This is a genomic window from Streptomyces achromogenes (genome assembly GCF_030816715.1).
GTDB lineage: Bacteria > Actinomycetota > Actinomycetes > Streptomycetales > Streptomycetaceae > Streptomyces > Streptomyces achromogenes_A.
In genome coordinates, this window is sequence record NZ_JAUSYH010000001.1 from 6,781,518 (window position 1) to 6,807,771 (window position 26,254).

Annotated in this window: 20 protein-coding genes and 3 pseudogenes; 11 read left to right on the top strand and 12 right to left on the bottom strand. The window is 71.0% G+C overall.

What is annotated here, in order from left to right; genetic code table 11:
- The first annotated feature begins 34 nt into the window (after positions 1 to 34).
- Positions 35 to 1,432 carry a YhjD/YihY/BrkB family envelope integrity protein gene (locus QF032_RS30290; RefSeq protein ID WP_444875857.1) on the top strand — a complete coding sequence of 466 codons (1,398 nt, stop codon included), beginning with the start codon at positions 35 to 37 and terminating at the stop codon, positions 1,430 to 1,432.
- Positions 1,433 to 1,448: 16 nt separating this feature from the next.
- On the opposite strand, the gene QF032_RS30295 is transcribed toward QF032_RS30290, so the two are convergent.
- A complete protein-coding gene (locus QF032_RS30295) occupies positions 1,449 to 2,264 on the bottom strand; it encodes an NmrA family transcriptional regulator (protein ID WP_307058248.1) in 816 nt (271 codons plus the stop codon).
- A gap of 200 nt (positions 2,265 to 2,464) precedes the next feature.
- On the opposite strand from QF032_RS30295, the gene QF032_RS30300 reads away from it, so the two are divergent.
- Both QF032_RS30300 and QF032_RS30305 read left to right on the top strand, forming a co-directional pair.
- Complete coding sequence (locus QF032_RS30300; protein WP_307058250.1) at positions 2,465 to 3,433, top strand: AraC family transcriptional regulator; 969 nt, start codon at positions 2,465 to 2,467, stop codon at positions 3,431 to 3,433.
- A gap of 42 nt (positions 3,434 to 3,475) precedes the next feature.
- The gene (locus tag QF032_RS30305) at positions 3,476 to 4,276 is read left to right on the top strand and encodes a helix-turn-helix domain-containing protein (protein WP_307058252.1); all 801 of its coding nucleotides are present in this window, start codon (positions 3,476 to 3,478) and stop codon (positions 4,274 to 4,276) included.
- Positions 4,277 to 4,457: 181 nt separating this feature from the next.
- Here QF032_RS30305 and QF032_RS30310 read toward each other — a convergent pair whose 3' ends face one another.
- Positions 4,458 to 4,853, bottom strand: a complete 396-nt coding sequence (locus tag QF032_RS30310; RefSeq protein WP_307046858.1) for a VOC family protein — start codon at positions 4,851 to 4,853, stop codon at positions 4,458 to 4,460.
- A gap of 281 nt (positions 4,854 to 5,134) precedes the next feature.
- On the opposite strand from QF032_RS30310, the pseudogene QF032_RS30315 reads away from it, so the two are divergent.
- A pseudogene (locus tag QF032_RS30315) lies at positions 5,135 to 5,464 on the top strand (isocitrate lyase/PEP mutase family protein); the annotation flags it as partial.
- A gap of 154 nt (positions 5,465 to 5,618) precedes the next feature.
- Here the strand turns inward: QF032_RS30315 and QF032_RS30320 are convergent.
- Both QF032_RS30320 and QF032_RS40685 read right to left on the bottom strand, forming a co-directional pair.
- A complete protein-coding gene (locus QF032_RS30320; RefSeq protein ID WP_306948468.1) occupies positions 5,619 to 6,674 on the bottom strand; it encodes a LacI family DNA-binding transcriptional regulator in 1,056 nt (351 codons plus the stop codon).
- A gap of 188 nt (positions 6,675 to 6,862) precedes the next feature.
- Positions 6,863 to 7,026, bottom strand: a pseudogene (locus QF032_RS40685) (substrate-binding domain-containing protein); the annotation flags it as partial.
- Between the two features lie 175 nt (positions 7,027 to 7,201).
- Between QF032_RS40685 and QF032_RS30325 the strand changes: the two are divergent.
- Positions 7,202 to 8,965, top strand: coding sequence for a carboxylesterase/lipase family protein (locus tag QF032_RS30325; RefSeq protein WP_307046861.1), 1,764 nt, complete (start codon positions 7,202 to 7,204; stop codon positions 8,963 to 8,965).
- Positions 8,966 to 9,220: 255 nt separating this feature from the next.
- Here the strand turns inward: QF032_RS30325 and mmuM are convergent, their stop codons facing one another.
- The gene (gene mmuM, locus QF032_RS30330) at positions 9,221 to 10,162 is read right to left on the bottom strand and encodes a homocysteine S-methyltransferase (RefSeq protein ID WP_307046863.1); all 942 of its coding nucleotides are present in this window, start codon (positions 10,160 to 10,162) and stop codon (positions 9,221 to 9,223) included.
- Between the two features lie 68 nt (positions 10,163 to 10,230).
- Positions 10,231 to 12,417 (bottom strand): autotransporter-associated beta strand repeat-containing protein, encoded by a 2,187-nt coding sequence (locus QF032_RS30335; RefSeq protein ID WP_307058254.1) that lies wholly within the window; start codon positions 12,415 to 12,417, stop codon positions 10,231 to 10,233.
- 368 nt (positions 12,418 to 12,785) lie between these two features.
- On the opposite strand from QF032_RS30335, the gene QF032_RS30340 reads away from it, so the two are divergent.
- A complete protein-coding gene (locus QF032_RS30340; protein ID WP_307046866.1) occupies positions 12,786 to 14,198 on the top strand; it encodes an RICIN domain-containing protein in 1,413 nt (470 codons plus the stop codon).
- A 7-nt stretch (positions 14,199 to 14,205) separates the two neighbouring features.
- Here the strand turns inward: QF032_RS30340 and QF032_RS30345 are convergent, their stop codons facing one another.
- Complete coding sequence (locus tag QF032_RS30345; protein ID WP_307058256.1) at positions 14,206 to 15,885, bottom strand: rhamnogalacturonan lyase B N-terminal domain-containing protein; 1,680 nt, start codon at positions 15,883 to 15,885, stop codon at positions 14,206 to 14,208.
- A 192-nt stretch (positions 15,886 to 16,077) separates the two neighbouring features.
- Between QF032_RS30345 and QF032_RS30350 the strand changes: the two genes are divergently transcribed.
- From QF032_RS30350 to QF032_RS30365, 4 genes are all read left to right on the top strand, one after another.
- Entirely contained in the window at positions 16,078 to 17,124 is a 1,047-nt protein-coding gene (locus QF032_RS30350) for a rhamnogalacturonan acetylesterase (RefSeq protein ID WP_307046870.1), read from the top strand.
- A 90-nt stretch (positions 17,125 to 17,214) separates the two neighbouring features.
- The gene (locus QF032_RS30355) at positions 17,215 to 19,107 is read left to right on the top strand and encodes a DUF2264 domain-containing protein (RefSeq protein WP_307058258.1); all 1,893 of its coding nucleotides are present in this window, start codon (positions 17,215 to 17,217) and stop codon (positions 19,105 to 19,107) included.
- Positions 19,108 to 19,343: 236 nt separating this feature from the next.
- Positions 19,344 to 19,718, top strand: a complete 375-nt coding sequence (locus QF032_RS30360) for a VOC family protein (RefSeq protein ID WP_307046874.1) — start codon at positions 19,344 to 19,346, stop codon at positions 19,716 to 19,718.
- Between the two features lie 298 nt (positions 19,719 to 20,016).
- The gene (locus tag QF032_RS30365; RefSeq protein WP_307058260.1) at positions 20,017 to 20,814 is read left to right on the top strand and encodes an isocitrate lyase/PEP mutase family protein; all 798 of its coding nucleotides are present in this window, start codon (positions 20,017 to 20,019) and stop codon (positions 20,812 to 20,814) included.
- Positions 20,815 to 20,957: 143 nt separating this feature from the next.
- Here QF032_RS30365 and QF032_RS30370 read toward each other — a convergent pair whose 3' ends face one another.
- Positions 20,958 to 21,557, bottom strand: a complete 600-nt coding sequence (locus QF032_RS30370; protein ID WP_307046879.1) for a TetR/AcrR family transcriptional regulator — start codon at positions 21,555 to 21,557, stop codon at positions 20,958 to 20,960.
- 666 nt (positions 21,558 to 22,223) lie between these two features.
- Between QF032_RS30370 and QF032_RS30375 the strand changes: the two genes are divergently transcribed.
- Entirely contained in the window at positions 22,224 to 23,354 is a 1,131-nt protein-coding gene (locus tag QF032_RS30375; RefSeq protein ID WP_307046881.1) for a hypothetical protein, read from the top strand.
- A 257-nt stretch (positions 23,355 to 23,611) separates the two neighbouring features.
- Here QF032_RS30375 and QF032_RS30380 read toward each other — a convergent pair whose 3' ends face one another.
- The 4 genes and pseudogenes from QF032_RS30380 to QF032_RS40695 all read right to left on the bottom strand — a co-directional run.
- On the bottom strand, positions 23,612 to 24,418 hold the full coding sequence (locus tag QF032_RS30380; RefSeq protein ID WP_373430498.1) for an ABC transporter permease: 807 nt from the start codon (positions 24,416 to 24,418) through the stop codon (positions 23,612 to 23,614).
- Positions 24,418 to 25,221 (bottom strand): ABC transporter permease, encoded by an 804-nt coding sequence (locus QF032_RS30385; RefSeq protein ID WP_307046885.1) that lies wholly within the window; start codon positions 25,219 to 25,221, stop codon positions 24,418 to 24,420. The genes QF032_RS30380 and QF032_RS30385 overlap by 1 nt, the downstream gene beginning before the upstream one ends.
- Positions 25,221 to 25,727: an AAA family ATPase gene (locus QF032_RS40690; RefSeq protein WP_373430499.1), complete on the bottom strand. Its 507-nt coding sequence runs from the start codon at positions 25,725 to 25,727 to the stop codon at positions 25,221 to 25,223. Before QF032_RS40690 ends, QF032_RS30385 begins: the two co-directional genes overlap by 1 nt.
- Positions 25,722 to 26,238 (bottom strand): annotated as a pseudogene (locus QF032_RS40695) (ATP-binding cassette domain-containing protein); the annotation flags it as partial. The pseudogene QF032_RS40695 and the gene QF032_RS40690, both read right to left, overlap by 6 nt.
- Between the last annotated feature and the right edge of the window lie 16 nt (positions 26,239 to 26,254).

Genomic DNA, 26,254 nt, shown 5'->3' on the forward strand with positions numbered 1-26,254 from the left:
GAGCGCAGCCCCGAACGGCGGATACCTTTAGGGCGTGCAGCCAGCAAGTCAGTCACCCGAGCAACCCGGGAGCCCCGCAGGGCGTCTCCACCGGGCGCGTGCCCTTTACCGGAACGTCTCCAAGCGGCGGACCGCCTGGCTGCTGTTGAAGGACACCGTCAACTCCTGCATCGAGTACCGCATCCTCGGTCTCGCCGCGGAAGCCGCTTTCTTCACGTTGCTCTCGGTCCCTCCGCTGCTCCTCAGCCTCATCGGTCTGCTCGGCTACGTCGACGACTGGACCGGCACCGACACCATCACCAGCCTGGAGGCCAACCTCCTCGACGCGTCCCGCACGGTCCTGTCCGACAAGGGCGTCCGGCAGATCGCGCAGCCGATCCTCGACGACGTGATGACGGGCGGCCGCCCCGACGTCATCTCCATAGGCTTCCTGTTCGCCCTGTGGTCCGGCTCGCGGGCGGTGAACGTCTTCATCGACACCATCACCGTCATGTACGGCCTCGACGGCGTCCGCGGCATCGTCAAGACCCGGCTGGTCGCCTTCCTGCTGTTCGTCGGAGCCCTGCTGATCGGCTCGGTCGCGCTGCCTCTGATGGTCGCCGGACCGGACGCGGTCGTCCGCATCGTCCCCTGGTCGACGACCGTCGTACAGGTCCTGTACTGGCCGGTCGTGATCGTCCTGTCCATCGCGTTCCTGACCACGCTCTACCACGTCTCCGTGCCCGTCCGGTCGCCGTGGATCGAGGACGTCCCCGGCGCCCTCGTCGCCCTCGCCATGTGGGTGCTCGGCAGTTTCCTGCTGCGCATCTACCTGACGAGCACCATCGAGGGCGCCACCATCTACGGCTCCCTCGCCGCCGCCGTCGCCGTCCTGCTGTGGATCGGCGTGTCCGCGTTCGCGGTACTGGTGGGCGCCGCCGTCAACGCCGCGATCGACCGGGTCTGGCCGGCCGCCGCGACCGCCGCCGCCCGCGCGGCCAACGAACGGCTGCGCCAGGAGGAGGCCGCGGAGTACGTCGCCCGCATGGCCGCGGCCCGCTCCCCCGAGGACGACGACCCGGACGATCCCGACATGCCTTCCGAGTTCCCCGAGCGGTGGTCCCGCTTCCTGCCCCCGGAGGACGTGACGGGACGCTTCCGTCCCCATGTGAAGAGCGCCGCGAAGGGAAACGGCGTGAACGGGGTGAACGGCGCGAGCAGGGGAAACGACGGCGACGACGGAGACTGCGCGAGCGGCGGAAGCAGCGTGAACACCGGAAACAGCGCAGACGCGGGGGACAGCGTGAGCCGCAAAGACAGCGGGAATCGGGGAGACAGCGGGAACGCGGGAGACAGCGGTGTCAGCGGCATTGGCGGTTTCAGCGGGGACGATGAAAACAGCGGAGCCAGGGGGACCGGCGGAAGCGGCGAGGAACAGCCTCCCCGACGGTAGCGCCCAGAGAAGGGCGTCACGACTTCCAGACGCCCGTTTCCGCCGCCTCCCTCGCGAATTCCGCGAAGTCGCGCGGCTCGCGGCCGAGCACCTCCTGGACGCCCGCCGAGAGGCAGGCGTTGCGTCCGTCCAACAGCGACTCGAACAACTCCACCAGAAACGCCGTTTCCTCCGGCGGGACTCCGAGAGCGGCCAACTGCTCGCCGTACTGACGTGCGGACACCGGTGTGTACGTCAGCTCGCGCCCGGCCGCGCGCCCGACCTCCGCAACCGCTTCCCGAAACGTCAGTAGCCGCGGCCCGGACACGTCCAGAGTCCGCCCCACGTACCGGTCGCCCTCCGTGAGCGCATTCACCACCACATCGGCGACGTCCCGCAGGTCGACGAACGGTTCCTGGACCTCCCCGCCCGGGAACACCAGTTCCCCACCGCTCCGCAGCCCCTCCACCAGCGGCCCCTCACTGAAGTTCTGCGCGAACCACGCGGCTCGCACGACGGTCCAGTCCGCGCCCGACGTCCGCAGCGCCTCCTCGGTGGGCAGCGCCCGCTCCTCTCCCCGCGACGACAACAGCACCAGCCGCCGCACCCCCAGCGCCACGGCCTCCCGGGCCAGTCGTCCGACCGCGTCGGCGGCACCCGGGGCGCCCACGTCCGTCGGGTACACCAGGTACGCGGCGTCGGCGCCCCGCAGTACGTCCGCCCACGTGGACGCGTCGTACCAGTCGAACCCCTGCGTGCGCGAGGCGCTCCGCACGCCCAGCCCCGCCCCCTCGGCGGCCATCGCCACCCGCCCGCCCGTACGACCGGACGCCCCGGTCACCACGACCGTCATGCTCCGGGCCGCGTTCTGAACCGTGCACCGAGTCGTGTGGTGTGCCGTAGGGCGGGCAGTGTCGTCCGCGGTGTCGTGAGCCGTGGTCCGGGCCGTGTCGTCTGCCGTGTTGTGTGTCATGGCACCAGTCAACTGCCGTGCGCCGCACGGGCCCATCGCTGAACGGCTCATTCCCATATGCGCGCGTCTACGCTGGCGGCATGGACGCACTCGCAGGCCTTCTGGAGGGTCCACGCGCGCGTGGCGCCCTCATGATCCGCGCGTGCTTCGATCCGCCGTGGAGCGTGCGGGTCGAGGACCGGGCCCCGCTGACGGTGATGCTCATGGTGCGCGGCGAGGGCTGGGTCACGCCGGATGAGGGGGAGGCCGTCCGACTGCGCGCCGGCGATCTCGCCATCGCCCGTGGTCCGGCCCCGTACACCTGCGCCGACGCCCCCGGGACGCCCCCACAGGCGCTGATCCTCCCCGGCGGACAGTGCGCGTACCCCGACGGACGCCTCCTGAACGGTTCCATGGACCTGGGCGTGCGCACCTGGGGCGACCGCCTCGACGGCTCCACGGTCGTCCTCATAGGCACCTACCTGATGCGGGGCGAGATCAGCGGCCGACTGCTCGACGCGCTGCCCCCGCTGGTGTCCCTCACCACCGACGTCTGGCAGTGCCCGCTCACCCCGCTCCTCATGCAGGAGATCATCCGCGACGAAGCCGGCCAGGAAGTGGTCCTCGACCGCATGCTGGACCTTCTCGTGATCGCGGCGCTGCGGGCCTGGTTCTCCCGTCCGGAAGCGGCCGCGCCCGCCTGGTACCAGGCGCTGGCCGACCCGGTCGTGGGCCGCGTCCTGCGCCTCGTCCAGGACGACCCCGCCCACCCCTGGACCGTCGCCTCCCTCGCAGCCAAGGCCGGCGTCTCCCGGGCGGCCATGGCCCGTCGCTTCACCGACCTGGTCGGCGAACCCCCGATGACCTACCTCGCCGGCTGGCGCCTCGCCCTCGCCGCCGACCGACTGCGCGACAGCGAGGACACCATCGGCGCGATCGCCCGCCAGATCGGATACGGAAGCGCGTTCTCCCTGTCCAGCGCCTTCAAGCGGGTGTACGGCGTCAGCCCTCAGGAACACCGGACAAGGGCGCTTCAGGGGCACGCGGCAAGGGGAGACGCGGTCGGGTGACGATGACGAAGCCGCCCTTTACCGCGGCGTAGGCTGGCAAGCGTGTACGCGGAGCGGGCTTCCCGGCTGGCCGGGGCGGTGGTGTGGACCAACACGCCATCGGCGTCGACCCGTGCGTCTCCCGTGTTGCCCGACGGCTGCATGGACCTGCTGTACAGCGAGGGCAGGCTCTTGGTCGCCGGACCGGACACCCGGGCTCACGTCCCCGACGGTCCGCCGGTGCCCTGGGCGGGCATCCGCTTCTTCCCGGGCGCCGCGCCTCCCCTCCTCGGCGTGCCGGCTCACGAACTGCGCGACCGACGCGTGGAGTTGGCAGATCTGTGGCCGGCGCCCGAGGTGCGGCGGCTGACCGACCGGATCGCCACGGCTGTCCAACCGGCCACGGCGCTGGAGTCGTTGGCTCTGGAAAGAGCGGCTCCCCCCGACCCGGAACTGCGCCGCCTCGTCGCCGTCCTCGCCGCAGGGCGCACTGTGGCCGCGACCGCCGACGAACTCGGCATCGGGGCACGCCGGCTGCACCGTCGTTCGCTCGCCGCGTTCGGCTACGGCCCCAAGACACTGGCCCGGATCCTGCGTCTGCAACGGGCGCTCGCGCTGGCCCGCGAAGGCATGCCCCACGCGGACACGGCGGCCCGCACCGGGTACGCCGACCAAGCCCATCTGGCCCGGGAAGTAAGGGAGTTCACGGGGTCCACGCTGAGAGAACTGCTAGCCGCGCCGGCGGTGACAGATGGCGATGCCGCAGACCGGCCCTGCCGACCTGGTGCACCGGGCGCCTCCGGAGCCACCGGGTGCCCCATCCGGACGGACACATTGATCCCGCAGGACGGGGACACCTGGTGAGTGTCCGGTGACTCGGTGGGACGCGTCCGGTGGCCGGCAGGACGGGTTCTGGCCGGTCGGCGGGACGCGTCTGGGGGTCGGTGCGGTGGGCCTGGTGATCCGGTGGGCAGGACGGTCTGCGACTCCGCCGGGCGGGTCCGGGGGGCCGTCCGACACGGCACCGCCGATCCAGAGCGCGGGCCTACCGGCCCAGCGGCGCGAAGAGGTCGACGCCGTTGCCGTCAGGGTCGTGCACGACGGCGTACCGCTGTCCCCAGAAGGCGTCCCAGGGCTTCAGCTCGCCCGGGTGACCGGCGCCCACCAGTTCCGCGTACACCGTGTCGACCTCCTGCGGTGTGTCACAGCGCAGTGCGAGCGACGCCCGGCCGCCCCCTGACGGTGGCTGCCACCGCGGATGGAACGAACGGACCGTGTTCTCGGTGTCCAGCAGCAGCCGCAGCCCACCCGGCAGTTCGGCCTCGGCGTGCGGCTGTTCTTCTGAGCCTTCGGGGAAGACGAACCCCAGTCGGCGGTAGAAGGTGACGGAGGCGGCCATGTCGGAGACGACCAGGCCGACGGCATCGAATCGTGGACTCATGGGGCCACGGTAGGCAAGGTCGCCCCAAGCGGTCTTGAAGGAAACGGACACGTCGCAGCGACCACGCCAGAACGAGCACGTCAGACCGGCCGGCCTGGGTCGTCGGTTCGGGCGGGCTGTCACGGAAACGGGTCCTGGTCTTCGCCGAAATCTAGGTGAGTTCACCGTTGATCACACGGAGGACCCTGCGGCCCTGGAGGCCCCCGCTGGACGGCCACGCGGCCAGGGCCTACCAGAACCCCGACTTCCTGGCACACCTGCGCGGCGGACTCCTGTGGGCGCTGCTCTTCAACCAGATCGCCGGCGGCAAGTCGCCCCGGCTCTCCCTGGGCGAGCTCACCGACCTCGGTGTGGACGTCGCCATCTACAGCACTCCGTGTCTGTTCGCGGCCCACGAGGCCGTGCACTCCGCCCTCGCCGAACTGAAGCGGACGGACGGCCGACTGCCGGTGTCCGACGCCGCGAACGGCGTGGGCGTGGCGACCGCCACCCGCCTGCTGGAAGGCAACATCGCCCATCGCCGCCCCGCCCCGGGGGATGCGTCCCACAGCCGGGAATCCGAGCGGACCGGGGGTGACGTGCCGGATGAGGTGAACGCGGGGGTCCGATGACGGGCCCGGAAACGGCGCCGGGCCGACCGACGAGCGGGGGGCGTGTGAGCGTGCGAACGTGCCTGGTGGGGGCCGGGAGGGCGGCGTGCGCGCCGGAGCAGCGCGGACCGCGCGGGCGGGGGATGGAGATCGGCGCGCCGGGCGGCCGGGTTCGTCAACCCGGCGGCGACGCCGTACTCGCCCGTGGGACGAGTCGCGTCGACAGTTCCGTTCGAGTTCCTTCCGGGTGCTCCCCGTCCATCATCCGCACCAGCAACCGCAGGGCCGTCGCCGCCATTTCCCCCAGTGGCTGTCGGACGGTGGTGAGGGCGGGGGTCGTCCAGCGGGACTCCGGCAGATCGTCGAAACCGACCACGCTGACGTCGTACGGAACCCGCAACCCCCGTTCGGCCAGCGCCTGGTACACGCCCAGGGCCATGCGGTCGGAGCAGACGAAGACGGCCGTCGGCGGCGTGGGCAGGTCCAGTAGTTCGTGCGTGTGGCGGTGAGCGACGGACTCGTCGAAGTCACCGTGGCGAAGGTATTCGGGGCGGTGCGCGACTCCGGCCGACGCCAGCGCGGAGCGGTAGCCCGCCACTCTGGCGCTGCTGCACATCCGGCGACGCGGTCCGGCGATGACGGCGATGCGCTCGTGCCCGAGTTCCAGCAGGTGCTGGGTCGCGGTCACCCCGCCCTGCCAGTTCGCCGCGCCGACCGAGACCACCTCGGGCGGTGGCTCGACCACCGGGTCGATCATCACGAACGGGATGCGGTGCTGCTCCAACCAGGCGTACTGAGAGTCCGTCAACTCGGCCAGGTTGAACAGGACTCCGGCGGAACCTCTGGCCGTCAGCTTGTCGAGCCAGCCGCGCTGCGGACGGCCGGCGCGGGTGCGGGACAGCGCCGCCGAGACGACGACGTCCAGGTCCGCGTCGTACGCCGCCTCCTCCACGCCGTGCAGCACCGCGCCCGACCACGAGTTGTCCAGCGAGTGCACGACGAGGTCGACCAGACGGGTCGGCTTTGTCGTGTCGAAGCGGGGTCTGCGCACGTAACCGAGCCGGTCCAGCGCCTCGGTGACCCGGCGGCGGGTCTCGGGAGCGACGTCTTCCCTGCCGTTCACCACCTTGGACGCGGTCGGCACCGACACCCCCGCCTCACGGGCCACGACCGCCAGGGTCGGCCCGGACGGCGCGCCAGGACTCGTGCTCGCACTCGCCGTGCGCACCATCGGGAACCACCTCTCCGGCCCGCCCGAGGGCCAGCGAAAGTTCGACCAGCGCCGTTTCGGAGCCGATCCCGAAACAGACGACTCGCAGAAAGCGCTTGCTATATTAGGTGTGGCTCAGCGTGGCGTGAAGACACCGGGGAACGCGAGATCATGTGCCGAGCGGCGCCGAAGCGGGTGGGGTGTCGTCAAAAGCCCGTGACCGACACATCGTCCGGCACCTCGAAGCCCGGCTGTCCGTACCGCTTGCATGGCGCCCGCGGCGACGATGTCGGTACCGGCGAGCACGGCGGTGAAGTCCGGCGTCTCGCGCGCAGCGGCCTCCACCGCCGCACCCGTGTTCGCCGTCGTACGGGAGGAGGGGGTGCAGGGGCCCCAGGGCCTCCGACGGCGGCTGCCGCCGGCTCGGTCCGGGCGCCCTGGTTGTACGCCGAACAGCTCTCCCACCGGCTCGTGCGCCGGAATACCGGGCGCTGTTGTGGTGCTCTGGTCATACCGGTGCGCGAGCGCGGCGAAGGGCTGGTGAGCAGATGGCGGCAGACCGGACGAACGCTGCGGGCGAGGCCGGGACGGGGCCCGACCCCGCCCGTGCGGCCGATCCCGACGCCCGTCCCCTCGTCAGCACTCCTTACGGGGTCGTACGCGGCAGATACGAGCACGCCGTCGCCGTCTTCCGGGGGATCCCCTTCGCGGCGCCGCCCTTCGGCGTCCGCAGGTTCAGGCCGCCGGCACCGCCCGACCCGTGGAACGGCGTGCGCGACGCGGGCTCCTTCGGTCCGACGCCGCCGAAACCGCCGTACTCCGACGCCTTCGCCCGGTATCTTTCCGACCCCGTCGTGCCGGGCGACGACTGCCTCAACCTCAACGTCTGGACCCCCGAGCCCGGCCCCGGCGCACGGCTGCCCGTCGTTGTATGGCTCCATGGCGGCGCCCTGACCAGGGGCTCTTCTGCGACTCCGGTCTACGACGGGCGCCATTTCGCGCGCGACGGAATCGTTTTCGTATCGATCAACTACCGGTTGGGTGTGGAGGGCTACGGGCTCTTCCCGGACGCCCCCGCCAACCTCGGGCTCCGTGACCAGCTCGCCGCGCTGGCATGGGTCCACCGCTCCATCAGGGCCTTCGGCGGCGACCCCGACAGGATCACCCTCGCGGGACAGTCCGCCGGGGCCATCAGCGTCGGCGGACTGATCGCGGCCCCGCAGGCACAAGGGCTGTTCCGGCGGGCGGTCCTGCAGAGCGGACCACCGGAGGCCCTCGAGCGGGACAAGGTCCGCCGTATGGTGCGACGTATGGCCGCCCGGCTGAAGATCCCCGCCACCGCGGAGGCCTTCGCCGCCGTCGACCGGGACCTGCTGCTGCGCACGCAGGCCGAGATCGGCAGACTCAGCAGCCCGGTCCTGGGAGGCCCCGCCTTCGGTATCGTCGTCGACGGCGATCTGGTGCCGCGTGACCCCCTGTCGGCGCTCCTGGACGGGGACGTCGCCGTCGGCGCCGACCTGCTGATGGGCTGGACGCGCGACGAGTACCGGCTCTGGCTGGTGCCAGGCGGGCTCCTCGAACGGGTCGACCGGCTCGGCGCCGTCGCTCTCGCCGGCGCGATGGCCCGCTGCCACTGCGGCCCTGAGGTGCCGCGCGGCTACCGGGCACTGCACCCCGAGGCCGGCCCCGCCGAGATCGTCGGTCAGATGGTCACGGACAGCCTGCTGCGGCGGCCGCTGCGACGCCTGGCGGACGCCCGCTCCGGGACGTCGTACATGTACGAGTTCGCCTGGCCCTCGCGCCGGCCGGGCCTCGGCGCCTGCCATGCCCTCGAACTGGGCTTCGTCTTCGACACCGGCGAGACACCGGAGTCCGCGAAGCTCGCCGGTGACGGGGCCCCCCAGGAACTCGCCGACGCGATGCACGGGGCGTGGACGCGCTTCGCGGCGACAGGAGATCCCGGGTGGGAGGCGTGGAACGCGACGCATCCGGTACGGATCTTCGGAGAGAGCGACGGCGAAAGCGGGCCGCAGGAGCACCACCGGATGCTGTCCGGGGACGACGCGGTGCTGTCCGGTGCGGACGCGGAGCCGTCCGGGACCGGCGGCTGGTCGTACACCGCACACGGGGTGCGGGACCGTGAGCTGGCGCTGTGGGTGACGCCGTCCCCTCAGGCCGCCCTCCCCGAGGTGGCGGACGACGGGACGTCCACGGCGGACCCGTCGTCGGCCGGCTTCTCCGCACGCGGCACGGAGCTGAGGTCGGCGGTGCGCCGACTGCGCCGGGCCACCGGTGGGACGCGGGAACGCTGACCGGGGCGAGGCGGGAGGCGAGAGGGGAGGAGCGGGGAGGGCGGGGACGCTGACGGTGGGCGCGGTGTTCTGGGCAGGCGGGCGGGGACGTCTCCGGAGGGCTGACCGAGCGCAGGACGCGCCGCCCGGTGCCCGGGGTGCCGCGTACGGTCGGGCGGCCCGCTCCTCGTCCTGCCTCCCTCTCCCCCAAAAACGTGGCCGCAACCGTCAGCCGGAGTGGAGACCGGCGCCGGCAGGGGCGTAGGCGCAGGCGGCCTAAGCGGAGGTCAGTGTCCGGGCGATGGAGGCGACCGCTTCCGGGCCGACCCGGCAGCAGCCTCCGATCAGCCGGGCCCCGGCCTGCTGCCAGGCCAGGACCTGCTCGGGGGCGAAGGTGGAGCGTCCGACCCAGGCGCGTGCGGTGGCGTCCCAGGCCTCACCGCTGTTCGGATACACGACGACCGGCTTACCCGTCACGCGTGCCGCCGTCGCCACGGCGGCGTCGACGTCCCCGGGGACGCAGCAGTTCACGCCGACCGCTATCACCTCGTCCGCCTCGGCGGCCGGCGCGAACGCCTCCTCCAACGGCTGCCCGGCCCGCGTACGGTCACCGTCGATGGAGTAGGACAGCCAGGCGGGCACGCCGAGCCCGCGTACCGCGCGCAACAGCGCTTCGGCCTCGTCGGCGTCGGGAACCGTTTCGAGAGCGAGTACGTCAGGTGCCGCGGCGGCCAGAACCTCCAGACGCGGCCGGTGGAAACGTTCCAGATCCGCGACGCTCAGTCCGTAACGGCCTCGGTACTCGGAACCGTCCGCCAGCATCGCGCCGTACGGGCCGACCGAAGCGGCCACCCACAGCGGATGGGCGACCCCCCGGGCCCGGGCACGCCGAGCCGCGTCCCGGGCCAGCTCCACGCTCAGCGTGAGCAGCCGGGCCGCTTCCTCGTGCGCGATCCCCCGTTTGGCGAAGCCCTCGAACGTGGCCTGGTAACTGGAGGTGATCGCCACGTTCGCGCCGGCCGCGAAGTAGGCGAGGTGCGCCTCGGTGATCGCCTCCGGGTGCTCCGCCAGGAGTCGCGCCGACCACAGTTCGTCGCTGAGATCGTGCCCGGCGGACTCCAGCTGGTTCGACATGCCGCCGTCGAGGACGACGGTGCCGGCGGCGAGAGCGGTGGCGAGGGTGGACTCCGCGCGGGGGGCAGGGGTGTCGCTGGTCATGCCACGACGCTAGTCGAAGAGCCGGCGGACGTCCCGACGGGTCCAGTCCATGAACAGACCGCCCCCGCTCACCGCCCGTGGACCGGGCGCCGCCCGCCCCGACGGCGTCCCCTGCCTCGCGTGCGCCTGGTCGCCGGGAACAGCAGTGCACCGAGCAGGCCCGCTGCCAGCACGTACGGCCACCAGCCGAACGCGCCGCCCTCGGCGGCTCCGGTACCTCGTGTGTCCGCCTTCACGCCTTCCGACGAAGCCTGTCCGCGCGCACCCGCCGAGGCGCTCGCGGCCGTCCCGATCAGCACGACGTCGTTTCCGTCCCCGCCCTTGTAGCTGATCCGGTACACGGTGTCGGCGAGTTTCACCTCGGCGCCCTCGCGCAGCCCGTCGAACGTGCCCGCGATCGGCCCGTTACCGGTGTGTTCCAGGACGCGGATCTCACGGAGCGGGGCTGCACGGGGTGCGGTGGACGGCGGCGGGGAATCGCCGTCGATCTGCGGGGAAGCGGAGTCGGTGGCGTTCGCCTCGGCGGCTGCTCCCGCGGCCGACAGATCGAGGCCGCCCTGCAGACTCACCGTGCCCCCGGCCTTCAACGGGGTCCCCGTGAGCACCAGTTGCCCCTTGTCGGTCTGCGTGTAGCCGGCGGTCACCGTCAGCCCGCCCGTGACGACGCCCTCGTTCGTCACGGCCCCCTTCACGGTGCCCGTACCGCTGAGGGCGCTCGTCACCCGCAGCGGCGAGCCGCCGGTGTCCAGACGCGCCGCGGCTGACGTCAGCCGCACCGCCCTGCTGTTGGCGAGGCTTGCCCCGCCCTCGAGCGCGAGCGTTCCCTGCTTGATCGTCGTCGTCCCCGTGTACGTCACCGCGGGGCCCGTGAGGGTCGTCGTCGCGGGCCCTGACTGGACGAGCGAGCCGCTGCCGCCGAGCCGGGACAGCGAGATCGCTTTCTTCGTGTTGCGCACGACGAGGGTGCCGTCGTTCACGATGCGACGCCGGTCCGTGCCGGTGAGCAGCGAGCCGTCCCCCTGGGCCGACCCCAGTCTCAGCACCGCGCCCTTCTGCACCGTCGTCGAACCGTCGTAGTGCTGGTCGGCGGCGAACGTGACGTCGTTTCCCTTGGTTCCCGCGATGACGACATCACCGGCACCGGGTGCGGCCAGGGTGTCGTGGTACTTGCCGCCGCCGATCGGCGCCCCGAGAGTGACCGGGCCGTTGTAGTCGAACGTCAGCAGGGACCGCCGTCCGCTGGCCTCGTGCATGTTGATGTACACGGTGTCTTTTGTTCCCGGCATGAAGATCTGGTGCGTGGTGCCGTCGCCCCACTGGACGTTCGCGCCTTCGATGTTGGTGCCGCGCTTGTTCAACTGGTGGGGCACCGGACGCCAGTTGATGTGCGGGTCGCTGAGCGAGGGGGCGGCGTCGCCGCCCTGGTCGCTGTAGCTGTACTGCCCGGTGAGGATGACCTTGCTGCCGGGCCGGGTGTGGACGTTGACGTCGCTGCCGTACTCCCGCTGGTAGAAGTTCTGACGCAGAGTGATCGTCTGGTTCAGCGGGGTGTCGATGATCCAGGAGCCCTGGTTGACGATCGCTCGGGCGGCGGGCAGCGAGACCGGGAATTCGGGGCGGCCCACCGCGACGCCGGTACCGTTGTCGATGACTCCGGAGAAGGGGTGGGTGCCCGCCAGGTCGAGCGTGCCCCACATGTTCCGGGGCTGGGTGACCAGACCCGACCCGCTGATCGTGCCGATGTTGAACGTGCGGGTCAACGACAGCCGGAGCGTGCCGTCGACGCGGACGTTGAGCTCGTTGAGCCGATAGCCCGGCGTGTCGTAGGGGAAGTGCCCGATCAGTCCCGTGCCTTTGCCGGTCCCGTACTGCAGGGTCGCCCCGCGTGCGACGGTGATCGCCGGCGGGTCGGGGTTGCTGACCGTCGTGTACGGGTGGTTTCCGCCCTGGGTGCGCACCACCTGCCTACGGCGGGAAGCGGGCAGGGTGAAGTCACTGTCCCTGGTCAGGACGAGCGTTCCGCCGCCCCGTACGGTGAGTGTTCCCTGGCCGCGGAAAGCGCCGTCGTACGTCGTTGTCCCGGCGGGCACGTTGACCACGGTGTCGCCGGTGAGGTTCACGTCCCGGTCGGCGAGGACGTCGGCGGTGACGTCCCGGGGGCCGGCGGCCACGGCGGGGGGAGCGGCCACCAGGACGGACGCGACCGCCGCGAGGACGCCGAGGGCCGCTGCTGAGGTGAGGAAAGGGCTGCGCACACATCGGAGACGCGCGGGCCGGACGCCGATAACACAAATATCCCCTCGGATCGCACGGAGGCCCTGCGCTCCCGGGAAACGCCGCTCCCCGGGGAACGTTCCGGAAAGGGCTTTCTAGCAAGTCACGTCAGACCCGTTGACCTGCTCGTAACACGCCCTTACCTTTTCGGCGTTCGTCATTCCACATCTTGTTCGCAGTTCCGAACGTCCTGTCGTCGAGAGGCACTGCGTGTACCGCCATCCCGTCCTCCCCCCGCCGCGCCCCGCAGGCCCGGCGCCGCATCCGGTTCCAGGCCCGGCGCCCGGCCGGGGCGGCACCCCGGAGTCCGGCGTCCCGGTCGTGAACACCATGAAAGAGAGCCCGTGAGATGAGACGTGCGTACGCGACCCTGCTCGCCCTCTGTCTGGCGCTGATCGGCGCTCTCGCCTCGGCGGGACCCGCCCAGGCGGCGCCCGTGTCGATCGCCAACGGCACGCAGTTCAAGGACACCTCGGGCAATCCCCTGCACGCTCATGGCGGCGGGATCCTCAAAGTCGGCTCCTACTACTACTGGTTCGGCGAGGACCGTAACGCCGACAACACGTTCCGGTACGTGGACGCCTACCGTTCCACCGACCTGAAGAACTGGGAGTTCCGCAACCACGTGCTGACCCAGTCGAGCGCGTCCGAACTGGCCACCGCCAACATCGAACGTCCGAAGGTGGTCTACAACGCCTCCACCGGCAAGTTCGTGATGTGGATGCACAAGGAGAACGGGACGGACTACAGCGAGGCGCGTGCCGCCGTCGCCGTGTCGGACACCGTCGACGGCGACTACGCCTGGCAGGGCAGTTTCCGGCCGCTCGGCCAGCACATGTCGCGCGACATCACGCTCTTCGTGGACAGCGACGGCGCCGGGTACATGGTCTCTGCTGCGCGCGAGAACTACGACCTGCAGATCTACCGGCTGACCGCCGACTACACCGGTATCGCAAGCCTTGTCGCCGACCCCTGGCACAACGGCCACCGCGAGGCGCCGGCGCTGTTCAAGCGGAACGGCGTCTACTTCATGCTCACCTCGGGCGCCACCGGCTGGAACCCCAACCAGCAGCAGTACGCCACGGCCACCTCACTCGCCGGCCCCTGGACGGCCATGGCGAACGTCGGCGACGCGACGACGTACGGCTCGCAGACCGCGTACGTCCTTCCCGTCCAGGGGAGCTCGGGTACCTCCTACCTGTATCTGGGCGACCGGTGGGGCGACTCCTTCGGCGGCACCGTCAACGACTCCCGCTACGTCTGGCTGCCGCTGGCCTTCCCCACGTCCACCTCGCTGTCGATGTCATGGACCCCCGAGGTGACGGTCGACACCGCCACCGGGACGGTCACGGGCACGAGCGCCGGCTACAACACGCTCGTCGCCCGGCACAGCGGCAGGTGTGCGGACGTCACCAGCCAGTCGCTCTGGGCGGGAGCCCAGATCAAGCAGTACGACTGCAACGGCGGCAACAACCAGAAATACTGGTTCAAGTCGGTCGGAAGCGGTTACTACCAGTTGGTCGTCCGCAGCAGTTCCCTGTGCGTGCGGGAGAACGCGGGCACGGTGAGCCAGGAGGACTGCAACTCCTCGGCCACCGCTCAGCAGTGGTCGCTGACGACCTCGGGCAGCTACGTGAACATCACGTCGCGCGCGAGCGGAAAATGCCTGGACGTGAACGGCGCGTCCACCGCCAACTCCGCCGCGATCATCACGTACACATGCAACGGAGGTACCAACCAGCAGTGGACACGCGGTTCTTGATGTCCCATCACACCAGCAGGTCGATCGCGTCGATCGATGTGCCCGCGCTCAGATAGGACGTCGTCCCGGACCCGCTCACCACGTTGATCTTCAGCACGTTGTACTGGCCGGTGTCCGTGAGCCAGGCGCTCGCGGGGACGTTGTAGGTGAACGTGTGGTTGTTGCCCCGGTAGGACCCGTTCGTCAGGGACCGGGTGCTCGGCTGGGTGGGCGGGGACGGCACGGCGGAGGTCCAGGCGTCGTTCACGACGACCTGCGGCCGGCCGTTGGCGTAGGCCGTCGTCACGCCGATGCGCAGGGTGTGTGCGGCGGCGGCCTGGGCGGCGGTCAGCTTGAAGTACACGAGCAGGCCGCTGTTGACGTCCTTCCAGAGGTAGCAGGGGAACGCCGACGTCTCGGTGCCGCTGCCGATGACGACGTTGCCGGTCCACGCGGAGGCGCGGACGTCCGACGGGTGCGCGTACGTCATGAGGTCGGCGTTCTTGAAGCCGCTCGGTGTGCCGGTCCAGTCGTTGATCCGCCAGATCGCGCTCGCGTTGCTCGGATCGTTCGAGGACGGGACGGCGAACGAGTTCAGTGTGGTCGTCGCGCCCGCGCTCACCGTCACCTGCGTGGTGTACACGGCCAGCTCGCTCTTGTGGACGGTGAGTGTGTACGTCCCGGGGAGTACCCCGGTGATCGAGAAGTAGCCGTCGGACGCTCGCGCCGAACCCCAGTACTGCGCCGTCGGGTTGGCCAGGCCGACCGTGTAGGCGTGGGCGGTGTTCCGCCCTGTGATGCCCACCCCCGCGACCCGGCCGCGACCGCCGGCGCCGACGTACCCGGCGATGCCGAGCGAGTCCGCCCACGAGGTGGTCAGCGTTCCCGGGAACAGCGAGGAGGAGGGGGCGCCGCCGTCCGTGAAGGCGATCACGTAGGGGCCCTGGAGACCGAAACGCTGCGCCTCCGTCTGGTTCTGGCCGTAGTAGAGGATCTCGTACAGGCCGCCGCCGTCGGCGCTCTGATGACGCAGGAGAGAGCGGTAGAAAGGGCCTCCGGAGGCTTTCTCGTGGTTGCTGCGCACGATCCACAGGCCGACCCCGCCGGCGGACCAGCCGATGTAGTCGTAGTCCATGACGCGCCGTTTGGAGTAGTGCTTGGAGCGGGTCTGGCCGTCGGACTTCGCGAAGACGTCGGAGGCCTCGATGGTGCTGGTCGTGTACGTGTACGAGTCCGGCTCGTCGTTGAGGAACAGGCCTGGCTTGACCCGCACGATGTAACGGGTCGCCGAAACGGACGTGTCCGCCTTGTCGGTCCACAGGTAGACGTTGTTCTCGCCGCTGCGAGCCGCGTAGTAGTGCCGGAGCGTGCCGTGCGTGACGGAGATCAGAATCGTCGAGCCGGACCGCGCGATCGTCACGGTGGAGCTGCCGAGGCCCGACTCGATGTGCGAGTTCATGCCGCCGTAGCCCTGATACTCGGTGCCCCGGTAGACCAGGGAGGTCAGGTCGCCGGTCGTCTTGCTGACCTTGAAGACGAGGGCGGCGCCGGTGTCGACGACGTAGTGCGAGCCGTCGTCGGTGTAGCCGAAGGCCGCTGCGGCGGCCGGGACGGCGAGCGGCCCGGCGAGGGCGGCGGAGCCGGCGGCGGCCGCGGCTCCGAGGACGAAGGTGCGGCGTCGGACCGGGTGGTTCGCGGATCCGGACATGGGGGGGGTGCCTCCTTCGGGAGGTGGGGGGTGCGGGTGTCTGAGAGGGTGACAGTTGAATCGATTTCGCGAAAGGGCTTTCGCTCCTGGGAAGTCGGCAGTTCCACGAAATTTGCGCCAGGTCTAGAAAGCGCTTGCCAGAGGCGGTACGGTCCAGCCGCCAACCCCTGTGTCATGACGGAGGAGCCGCAAGTGAGACGTTTCAACACCGCCGTGCTGGCGGCGCTGACCTTGGCCGCCGGCCTGACGGCCGTGCCGGCCGCCCATGCCCACGGCGGTCGCGCCCCCCTCGGCATCGACAACTGCACCGCCACCGCCTGCCACTTCGACCTCGCACCGGGCGTCTATGACGTGAAGGTCGTTCTCGGCGGCAGCGTCGCGTCCGGCACCAGCGTCACCGGGGAGACCCGGCGAGCCCTGCTTCCCGAGACCGCCGTCCCCGCGGGCGAACGCGTCGTCCGCGGCTTCACCGTCGACGTCCGCACCCCCGAGGGGGAGCCCACGGGCCCCGCGGGAACCGCCGGCCTGGACCTGGTCCTCGGCGGGTCCGCTCCGGCACTGGCGGACATCCGGGTCACCCCCGCCCGCCACGCCCGGCAGATCTTCCTCGTCGGCGACTCCACCGTCTGCGACCAGCCTGCCGAGCCGTACACGGGATGGGGCCAGCAACTGCCTCAGTATCTGCGGCAAGGCGTTTCCGTCGCCAACTACGCGGACTCGGGGGAGAGTACGGTCACCTATCTGGGGAACCCGCAGCTCTGGGACACGGTCCGGCCGCTGATCCGCCACGGCGACCTCGTCCTGGTGCAGCTCGCCCACAACGACAAGACGACCGACGAGGCGACGTACCGCGCGAACCTCGAGACACTGGTGGCGGGAGTGAGGGAGAAGGGCGGTCGGCCGGTCCTGGTGACCCCCATCGTGCGCCGCTGGTTCAACACCGACGGCACGTTGAACAACGGAACAGCTCTGCTGGTCAACGGACTCGGCGTCGACCACCCCGCGGTCATCCGCTCGGTCGCCGCCGCACAGCACGTCCCGCTGATCGACCTCACCGCCAGGACCAAGACGGTGGTGGAGTCCCTCGGCGTCGAGGGCTCCAAGGCGCTCTACCTGTACAACGAGAAACGGGACAACACGCACACCTCCGTGCACGGGGCCACCGTCTACGCGGGCCTGGTGCGCGACGAACTCCTCGCCCGGCATCTGGTGCCGAAGGGCTCCGTGCGGGTGGGATGAACGCCTGGGGGCGCCCCGACCGGAACCGGGACGCCCCCAGGTCCTGACATCCCCAGGCCCGGACCCGGCCGAGAAGGAAAGAAACAGCACATGCACCTGCCCCCGCCCGACCTCGCCCGCAGCCCCCGCACGGGATACACCCGCGCCCACTGGGAGACGGCAGCCGACGCCCTGCTCGCCGCGGTGGAGCCGTACGCCACCGAAGATCGCGCTCTCTACCACTTCCCCGGCAGCCGGCAGAGCTGGTCCGGCCGGCTCTCCGACGGCCTGGAGGGATACGCGCGCACGTTGCTGCTCGCCGCGTTCCGCCGGGACGAGACCGCGCTGGAACGTTACGCGAGCGGTCTAGCGGCCGGCGTCCGCGGCGTCTGGCCCCGCATCGAGGACCGTGGGCAGCCCCTCGTCGAGGCCGCGTCCATCGCCCTCGCGCTGCGGCTGACCCGCCCGATGCTCTGGGACCGGCTCGACGACTCCACTCGGCAACGCACGGCGGCCTGGCTCGGTGACGCTCTCACCGCGGAACCCTGGCCCTGCAACTGGGAGCTGTTTCCCGTCACGGTAGGCGGTTTCCTGGAGTCGGTCGGCCATGAGCCGGAGGCTTCCCGCAAGGCGATCGACCGAGGCCTCGAGCGCATCGAGCAGTGGTATGTCGGCGACGGCTGGTACACCGACGGCCCCGGCCGGGCCTTCGACTACTACAACGGCTGGGCCATGCACCTCTACCCGGTCCTGCACGCCTGGCTGGCCGACGACAGCGACCTGTCGGCCCGCTACGGAGACCGGCTGACGACGCATCTCGCCGACTACGCCCGCCTGTTCGGCGGCGACGGCGCCCCGATGCACCAGGGGCGCTCCCTCACCTACCGCTTCGCCACCACCGCGCCCCTGTGGCTGGGCGCGCTGACCGGCCACACTCCGCTGGCCCCCGGCGAGACCCGCCGCCTCGCCTCAGGGGCGCTCAGGTACTTCCTGGAACGGGACGCGGTCGACGCACACGGACTGCTGACCCTCGGCTGGCACGGTCCCGACGAGTCGGTCCTGCAGGGCTACTCGGGCCCGGCTTCCCCCTACTGGGCGAGCAAGGGTTTCCTCGGCCTGCTCCTGCCGCCGGAACACGAGGTGTGGACGGCTCAGGAGGAAGCGGGGCCGGCCGAACGGGAAGACGCGGTCACACCGCTTGCCGCACCCAACTGGCTCATTCAGTCGACCGGTTCGGACGGGCTGGTCCGGCTGCACAACCACGGCAGCGAGGACGTCCGTTACGACCCCTACTACACGCGTTTCGCGTACTCCACCGTCACCAGGCCGCTGGGCTCGCCGCCGGACAACGCCGTCACGGTCGGCGGCGACCCGCACCGGGAGGGCATCGTCCCGCTCGGGACGGGACAGGGCTGGGCGGCTTCCCGGCACCTGCGGAGCTCCGGCGTCGAGGTCACGAGCCTGGTGGTCGCCGACGGCGCCGTGGAGGTGCGCGCCCATCTGGTCGCGGGCGCCGCCCCGGGCACGGAAGTCCTCCTCACGGGCTGGGCCACGACGAAGGGCGGGGCGGAGCGGGCCGAACTGCTGCCCGTGCACGGGCTCACGGGGCACGTGGCGTCGGCGGGCGTGGTGGACGAGGCTCTGGCGGGCGTGGTGGACGAGGGCCCCGCGACGCTGTTCGTCGCGCTGGCCCGGCTCACCGCGGAGCCCGACCCGCTGCCACTCCAGGACCTCGCGGCCGTAGAGGTGCGCAGGACGCCGGCCGCCGACGACGCTCACGGGGCGTACGACCTGAGCGTCCGCTGGCGGACAGGTCCGGAGCGCCGCTTCCGCTTCCTGGCGCCCGCGGCCGGCCCCACCGAGGTGGCCGATGCCGACGGCGCGCGCGAGAACGCCGCGCCGGACGAGGTCGCGACCTCGTCGGGTGCATCCACGGCTTCCGCAGGGGTCCCGGTGTCACACGAGCGATCCGCAGCGCCGTCGTGGTCGGTGAAGCCCCGGTGAGTGCCGTCCCGTAGGCCGGCGTCACCGGGGGCACGCCCAGGTCAGCGACCCGTCTCTGAGGACCGCGAGGTCGCCGGGGACACGGGCGCTGCAGCGGCGGTGAGGAAGACGGCCTTGCCGGGGCCCGAGTCGCGGTTCTCGAGGAGGGCGAGCGCGACCTGGTGCGTGCTCGTCCTCGTCACCAGACCGCGTAAATCGTGTTGCTGTGCGTAAGCGGTGTCGAGAAGAATCCGCGCATGACTTCTGCCATACGGCATGTGACGATCGCCTGTTCCGACGCCTACGCCCTCGGCAGCTTCTGGTCCGAGGTACTCGGCCAGCCGCTCCACGAGGACGACAAGCCCGGCGACGAGGAGGCCCTCATCGAAGGGGCGGGCGTGCTCTTCGTCACCGTCCCGGAGACCAAGACCCAGAGGAACCGGATCCACGTCGACCTTCAGCCGCAGGACCGCACCCGCGATGAGGAGGTGGAGCGCCTGCTCGGCCTCGGCGCCACGCTGTTCGACGACCGTCGCACACCCGACGGCAAGGGGTGGGTGGTCCTCAGGGACCCGGAGGGCAACGAGTTCTGCGTGGAGCGCAGCGCGCGGGAGCGTGACAGCGCCGGCTGACACGCCGGCTGGCACGTCGCTCGGCTCGTCGACGGCGGCGGGCAGAGAGCCGGACGGTGGGGCAGCGCCGGGGCCGCCGCGGCCGCCGAACCCGGGCGGCTGTGAGGCTCGGTGCCGTTAGGGCGGGGCGGCGTCGGAGGGACGCCGCGCGGGCCGGACAGGTGAGCGCCGGGAGCGCTCGCAGGCGAGGTGCGCACACGCGCGGTGTCGTGTGTGGGGGCAAGAGCCGTCGGGCCGCCGCCGTTCGGCGGCGACGGTTCGGCGGTGGCCGCAACGACCCGCCTCTAGCGTGCGTCGTATGCGTGCACCCAGAGCGACCTCCGGGTCGGCCTCCTTCGCGGACCTTCATCGCACCGACGCTCCCCTCCTTCTGCCCAACGCCTGGGACCACGCCTCCGCGACCGCCATGGCGGGGCTGGGCTTCCGGGCGATCGGCACGACGAGTCTGGCCGTGGCCGCGGCGGCAGGACTGCCCGACGGCGCTTCCGCAACCCGCGACGAGACACTCCGACTGGCTCTGACACTGGGGTCACAGCCGTTTCTCCTGAGCGTCGACGCCGAAAACGGATTCAGCGACGATCCGGACGAGGTGGCGGAGCTGGCGCGGCAGCTTGCGGCCGTGGGGGCGGTGGGCGTCAACCTGGAGGACGGCCTGGGCCCGGCGGACCGGCACATGGCCAAGATCGCCGCCGTCAAGGCGGCCGTGCCCGGCCTGTTCGTCAACGCCCGCACGGACACGTACTGGCTGGGCGAGCACAGCACAACGGAGACGCCCGCCCGCCTCGAGGCCTACCAACAGGCCGGGGCCGACGGCGTGTTCGTCCCCGGGCTGACCGACGCGGGCGAGATCGCCGCGCTCGTCGAACGACTCGACGTGCCCCTCAACATCCTCTACTCACCGGCCGGCCCCACCGTCCCGCACCTCACCGACCTCGGTGTGAGCCGCATCAGTTTCGGCTCGCTTCTCTACCGGCGCGCTCTGGGCGCGGCGCTGGAGGCCGTCGACGACATCCGTGGAGGACGTACTCCTCGCGGCCGCACGCCGACCTACCAGGAGGTGGAGAGCCTCGGCAGCGACACGGCCCGCCATGTCTGACGCGGTGGCGTCGCTCGGCCGTCGAGTCGAAAGACGCCGTCGGGCGAGATGCGTCGACCGGCTCGACGAGTGCGGTGCGTCGACAGGCGTGGTGTGCCGACGGACGCCCTCGACGGCTGTCGTCCCGCTCCGTCGTCGGGGCGTCATCCCCGACGGTCGGCCGTCTCTCGCGGCCAGTGCGTGAGGGCCGCGTGCAGGGCGTCGATCGCCTTGTCCCACGACTTCCGTACGTCCCGGGGCGCACCGAAGCCGCCACCGGCCTCCAGCATGCAGTACCCGTGGAACGTGCTGCGCAACAGGCGGACGGCGTCGGTGAGGTCGGGCTCCTCGAGACCGTATCCCCGAAGCATGCCGTAGGTGATCTCGGCGGTGCGGCGCAGGGCGGGGGAGTCCGCGGTCAGTTCCCGGTCCCGTTCCCGGTCGATACGCGTCTGCGTGGCGGCGTACCTGCCCGGGTGCCGCAGGGCGTACTCCCGGTAGGCCCCCGCGAAGGCGACCAGTGCGTCCTTGCCCGCGAGCCCCACGACGGCGGAGCCGATCTCGTCGATCATCTCGCCGCCGACGAACAGCGCGAGTCTGGTCCGCAGCTCCCCGAGGTTCCTGACGTGCGAGTAGAGGCTCGCGTCCCTGACACCGAAGCGCCGGGCCAGTGCCGAGATGCTGACGTGGTCGAAGCCGACCTCGTCGGCCAGTTCGGCGGCGGCTTCGACGAGGCGGTCGGTGGTGAGGCCGACTCTTGGCATGGGCAACCGCCTTGTGCGCGTCCGGAACCGGGGTGTCGGCGAAATCCTAAGGGTTTCGCAGGTGGGACGCGGGAGGGTGTGGGACGGAGCGAACAATCGACCCGTACCTGTACCGCAGCAGCTGCAGGGCACTCTGATATCGTGCCGCGACGCATGCGGGGGGCCGGTGTGCAGCAGGGCGCGGGGGACGAGGACTGCGGAAACCGGGTTCGCGACGGGACGCGGTTTCCGGCGCTTGATCCTCACCTTCGCTGAATTCTCCAAATCCCCGATGCCGAGAACTCGGAGAATCCGGACAACCGTTTCCAGGGGTGGGGATGTTGCGTGCGTCGCTGACGTCGGCGTGGGTGACCGTGTTGCTCTGTGCCGTGTGTGTGTCCGGGTGCTCGATCGAGGGGGACCGGCGCTCCGGGGCCGACGCAGGAGAGGGGCCCGGAAGAACGACGGAGTCCGCCGCGCGCCTCCTGGCTGCCGGCCGGGCGCGTCGCACTCCGTCCCGCAGAATCCCCACCACGGGCCGCACCCCCCGCCGGCTCCCCCGCGTCCTTCCCCCACGCCGGAACGGACCTCCGCCGAATGGCGGCCCGGCGACCCCGTCGGGGCGACGCATGCGCCACATTCCTGAAACGACTCGAAGGCAGAAGAAAGAAAGAAGGTGCGCACTCCGTGGTCGGCAAACCCTCTGACGAGGCGGGAGACAACTCGTCCATATCCGACGAGGAATGGCAGGCTTTCCTCCGGGACAGCGAGCTCGGCGCCGCCTCCGCTCCGAAGGAGCCCTCCGCCCGGGCCCGTATGGTCACCGAGCGGTTGCGGCACCAGGGCGAGCCCGAGGGCTGGCGGGCCGGCCCGGTCCCGCGGGACATGAACGGCGGAACGAGACGACGGCGCCAGATGTGGTCGGTGCTCGGCGTGGCCGTGGCGCTCGGCCTCGTCGCCGTGGCGGTCAGACCCTCCCTGCTGCCCGGTGACCCCTTCGGAACCGGCGAGCCCGGGGCCGCCGCGGCGTCTCCGTTGCCCGCCGAGACCGTGGCCCCCACCGCCGCACCGGGGACCGTGCCCGACCAGACGCCGACCATCGACAGACCCTTCGCCGGTTCTCCGGCCCTCGCCTGGGCCGACGGCGAGGCCGGCGTCGTCCTGCCCGCCGCCAGGGCCGTCGGGTCGGCGTCGAAGGAACGCGTGACGAAAGCGCTGGAACTGACCAGGAAACTGCTCGTCGGCGCGAACCTGGATCCGAAGACGCTGCGCGGCGAACGTCCGACCGTCGCGTTCTCGGTGCTCGACCCCAAGCAGCCGAACCTGCTAGACGACCTCGACGCCTTCCTTCGTTCACCGGACAGGACGCACGACCCGCTGACCCTGTTCAGCCGGTTCGACCCCGACGAGACCAGGGTCGTGGGCGCGGTGGTCAAGACGCGCGGGCGCATGACCTACAAGAACGGCAAGCACGACGGGGTGACCGTGCACGCCGACTACACCTTCGTCTATCCCGTCCGCCCCGCCGAGGGCCCGCCCGAGGTCACCCGGACGATCGTGCGGCGCGTCGTCGACGTCGAACTCCCCGACCCCGCGCACTACGACGTGACGCCGGGGCGGTTGCTCGTCGTCCGGTACGACGAGGAGCTCTTCAACTCGGCCTGTGACGTCCACGACGGCTTCCTGCACCCCCGGTTCCGGTCGGCCGAGCCGACGGGGACCGCGCAGACCGGCCCGACCGTGGACCCGTACGACCGGAGCAAGGCCGTCGGCGGGGAGAGCGCGTCCGACAGTTGCGGAACCGCTTCCCGACTCTGAGCGGATCGCAGAAAGGAGTCACCGCACAGGACGGGCGCGCGGCCGCACCGGTCGACGCGCCCGTTCCCCGGACGTCGGACAGACAGGCAGCGCCTGTCCCGTGACCGGCGTGGGCACGTCAGGCGTCAGTGTGCCGACCGCGCGCCTGTCCGTCGTGAGGACCCGAAGCCGTCCCCGGGGCAGCCGGTCCCGAAGGGCAGGTCCCGGTACGTCCTTCTCCGCCCCGCTCTCCCTTGCGGGATCCGCTCGCCTGCGAGTCATCCGTTCACCCCCGTGTAGTGCCCGAGGCTCCACCGCCACAGCAGTCGTGAGCCGAGGTACGCCAGCAGGCCCAGCAGCGGGGAGACCGCCGCCAGCCAGTAGGGGACGCCCGTGCTGTCACCGTGGCCGGTGAGGACGGCGGCCGGGAAGTACGCGACGAAGGCGAGCGGCAGGCCGTACGTCAGGAAGCCGCCCACCGCCTTGGGCAGCACGTTGAGCGGGTAACTGCCGAATGTGCCCAGAAGCTCCTCCAGCCAGCGGCCCCAGTAGTCGGCGGCCGGGAAACGCAGTGCTGCGGAGGCCACCGCCGTGAACAGGGCGGCCTCCAGGAACATGCCGCCGAGAACGGCCACGATCAGATACGACGTCCGGCCCGCCGTCCAGTCGAGTTCGCTGCGGCTGAGCGCGCCCGCCATCAGGCCCACCGCGACCGTCAGATCGCCGATGGCGTTCGTGGGGAATATGCGCAACTGCACCTGAAGGTGCACCGACATCGGCCGCACCAGACAGACGTCGATCTTGCCTTCCTGGATGAAGTAACCGATTCCGTGCATGCGTCCCAGGAACAGCACGAACAGACCGTGGGCGAGCATCCGGGTCGCCGGGATGAGCAGCACGTCCGAGCTGTCCCAGCCGCCCATCCCGCTGAACCGGGTCAGCAGCACGGTGGCGAAAACGATCACCGAGACCTGCCAGACGGCGCCGATCGCGACCATCATCAGGAACTCGGAACGGTATTCCAACTGCGCGCGGAAGTTGAGACGCGTGATCCGCCACGCCAGGCGTACGGTCTTCACCGCGATCAGCCTCCCTGCGAGATGACCCGCCGGGCGGCGAGTCGCCACACCAGCCGGGTGAACAGCGCCAGCACCGCCACCCAGACGGCCTGAACCAGCAGTGCGGGGCCGGCGTCCGACAACGGGATACGACCGACGTAGAGCGACAGCGGCACGCTCAGCGTTGCCTGGAACGGCAGGAAGGCGCTCAGCGTGACGAACCAGTCGGGGAAGAACCACAGCGGTGCGTACACCCCGGACAGCAGGTTCTGCGCGAACACGAGGATGAGCATGGCGGCGCTGTTGCGCAGGGTGAAGAAACAGAGCTGATCGATGGCCAGCATGACGTAGTACAGGATCCACTGGCCGAGCAGCAGGCTCAGCGCGAACACCCCCGCCACGGCCGCCGATCCGGGAGGCGTCACCACTGCGGTCCACAGACAGACCGCGTAACCGGCCACCGCCCATGCCAGACCGTACAGTTGCTCGCCGAGCGCCCGCAGGGCGTAGTAGCGCTGCGGTGACAGCGGCCGTAGGTACCAGTAGACGATGGTGCCGAAGTGCATGTGCTGGATGACGGTGTCCCGGCCCGCGTACTGGTCCAACGCCCGCAGCCTGGACGCCAGTACGGCCAGCACCGCGTAGGTGACGGCCTGGTCGCGGCTCAGCCCGGCGGTGGTGCCCGTGCGGGCGTACAGACCGTGCCACAGCGATGCCACCAGCACCACCTGCACGGCGAGCCGCAGCAGGGCGGCGGTCATCCGGGGCGGGGTGTGCAGCTCTCCGAGCGGGGTGACCCGGGCGGCGCGCCAGGCGGCCAGGATGGCCATCACGCGGTCCCGGCCTGGGCGTACGCGGCCCGCATCACGTCCTCCAACTCCGCCTCGTCCAGGGCGATGTCCGTCACCTCGTACCGCTCGATGACGGCCTTCAGCGCCTGGTGGACCGTGGGCGCGCCCGCACCGTCCGGCCCGAACACCACCCGTGCGCCCTCGCGGCGCAGAAGCGTGATCCCCTGCGGCGCCACGACCTCGGCGTGCGGGTCGGCGAGAGTGGCCCGCACCTGCCAGGTGGAGCCGAAGGCGTTGCGGATCTCGTCGAGCGTGCCGTCCAGCACCAGCCGGCCGTGGTTGATCAGCACCACGCGCTCGGCGAGCCGCTCGACCTCCGTCATGTCGTGCGTGGTCAACAGGACCGTACGGCCGCGCTGTTCGACCTGGTGACGCAGGAACTCGCGGACCTGCTCCTTCACCACCACGTCCATTCCGATGGTGGGTTCGTCGAGGAAGACCACGGGCGGGTCGTGCAGCAGTGCCGCCGCTAGGTCGCAGCGCACGCGCTGGCCGAGGGACAGGTGGCGCACCCGGGTGTCCCAGAACGAGGAGAGGTCGAGAAGGTCGTCGAACTCCCGCAGTCGCGAGGCGTGTTCAGGGCGGGGCACCTCGTAGATGTCGCGCAGGATCGCGAACGACTCGCGCACCGGGAGGTCCCACCACAGCTGCGTGCGCTGTCCGAAGACGGCCCCGATGTTGCGGGCGTTGCGTTCCCTCTCCCGGGTACGGCACGACGCCCGCGACGCGTGCCTCACCGGACGTGGGGGTGAGGATGCCGGTGAGCATCTTGATGGCGGTGGACTTGCCGGCGCCGTTCGGTCCGAGCAGGGCGAGGAGTTCACCCGGCGCGACGTCGAAGGTGACGTCGCGGACGGCGTGCTTGGCGACCCGTTCCGGATCGACCAGGGACCGCAGGCCGCCGATGAGGCCGGGGCGGCGGACGGTGGTGTGGAAGGTGCGGGACAGACCGCGCACCTCGATGCTGCCGGTCACTCGTTGAACCTCCAATGCCACGCGGCCGGCCTGCTGT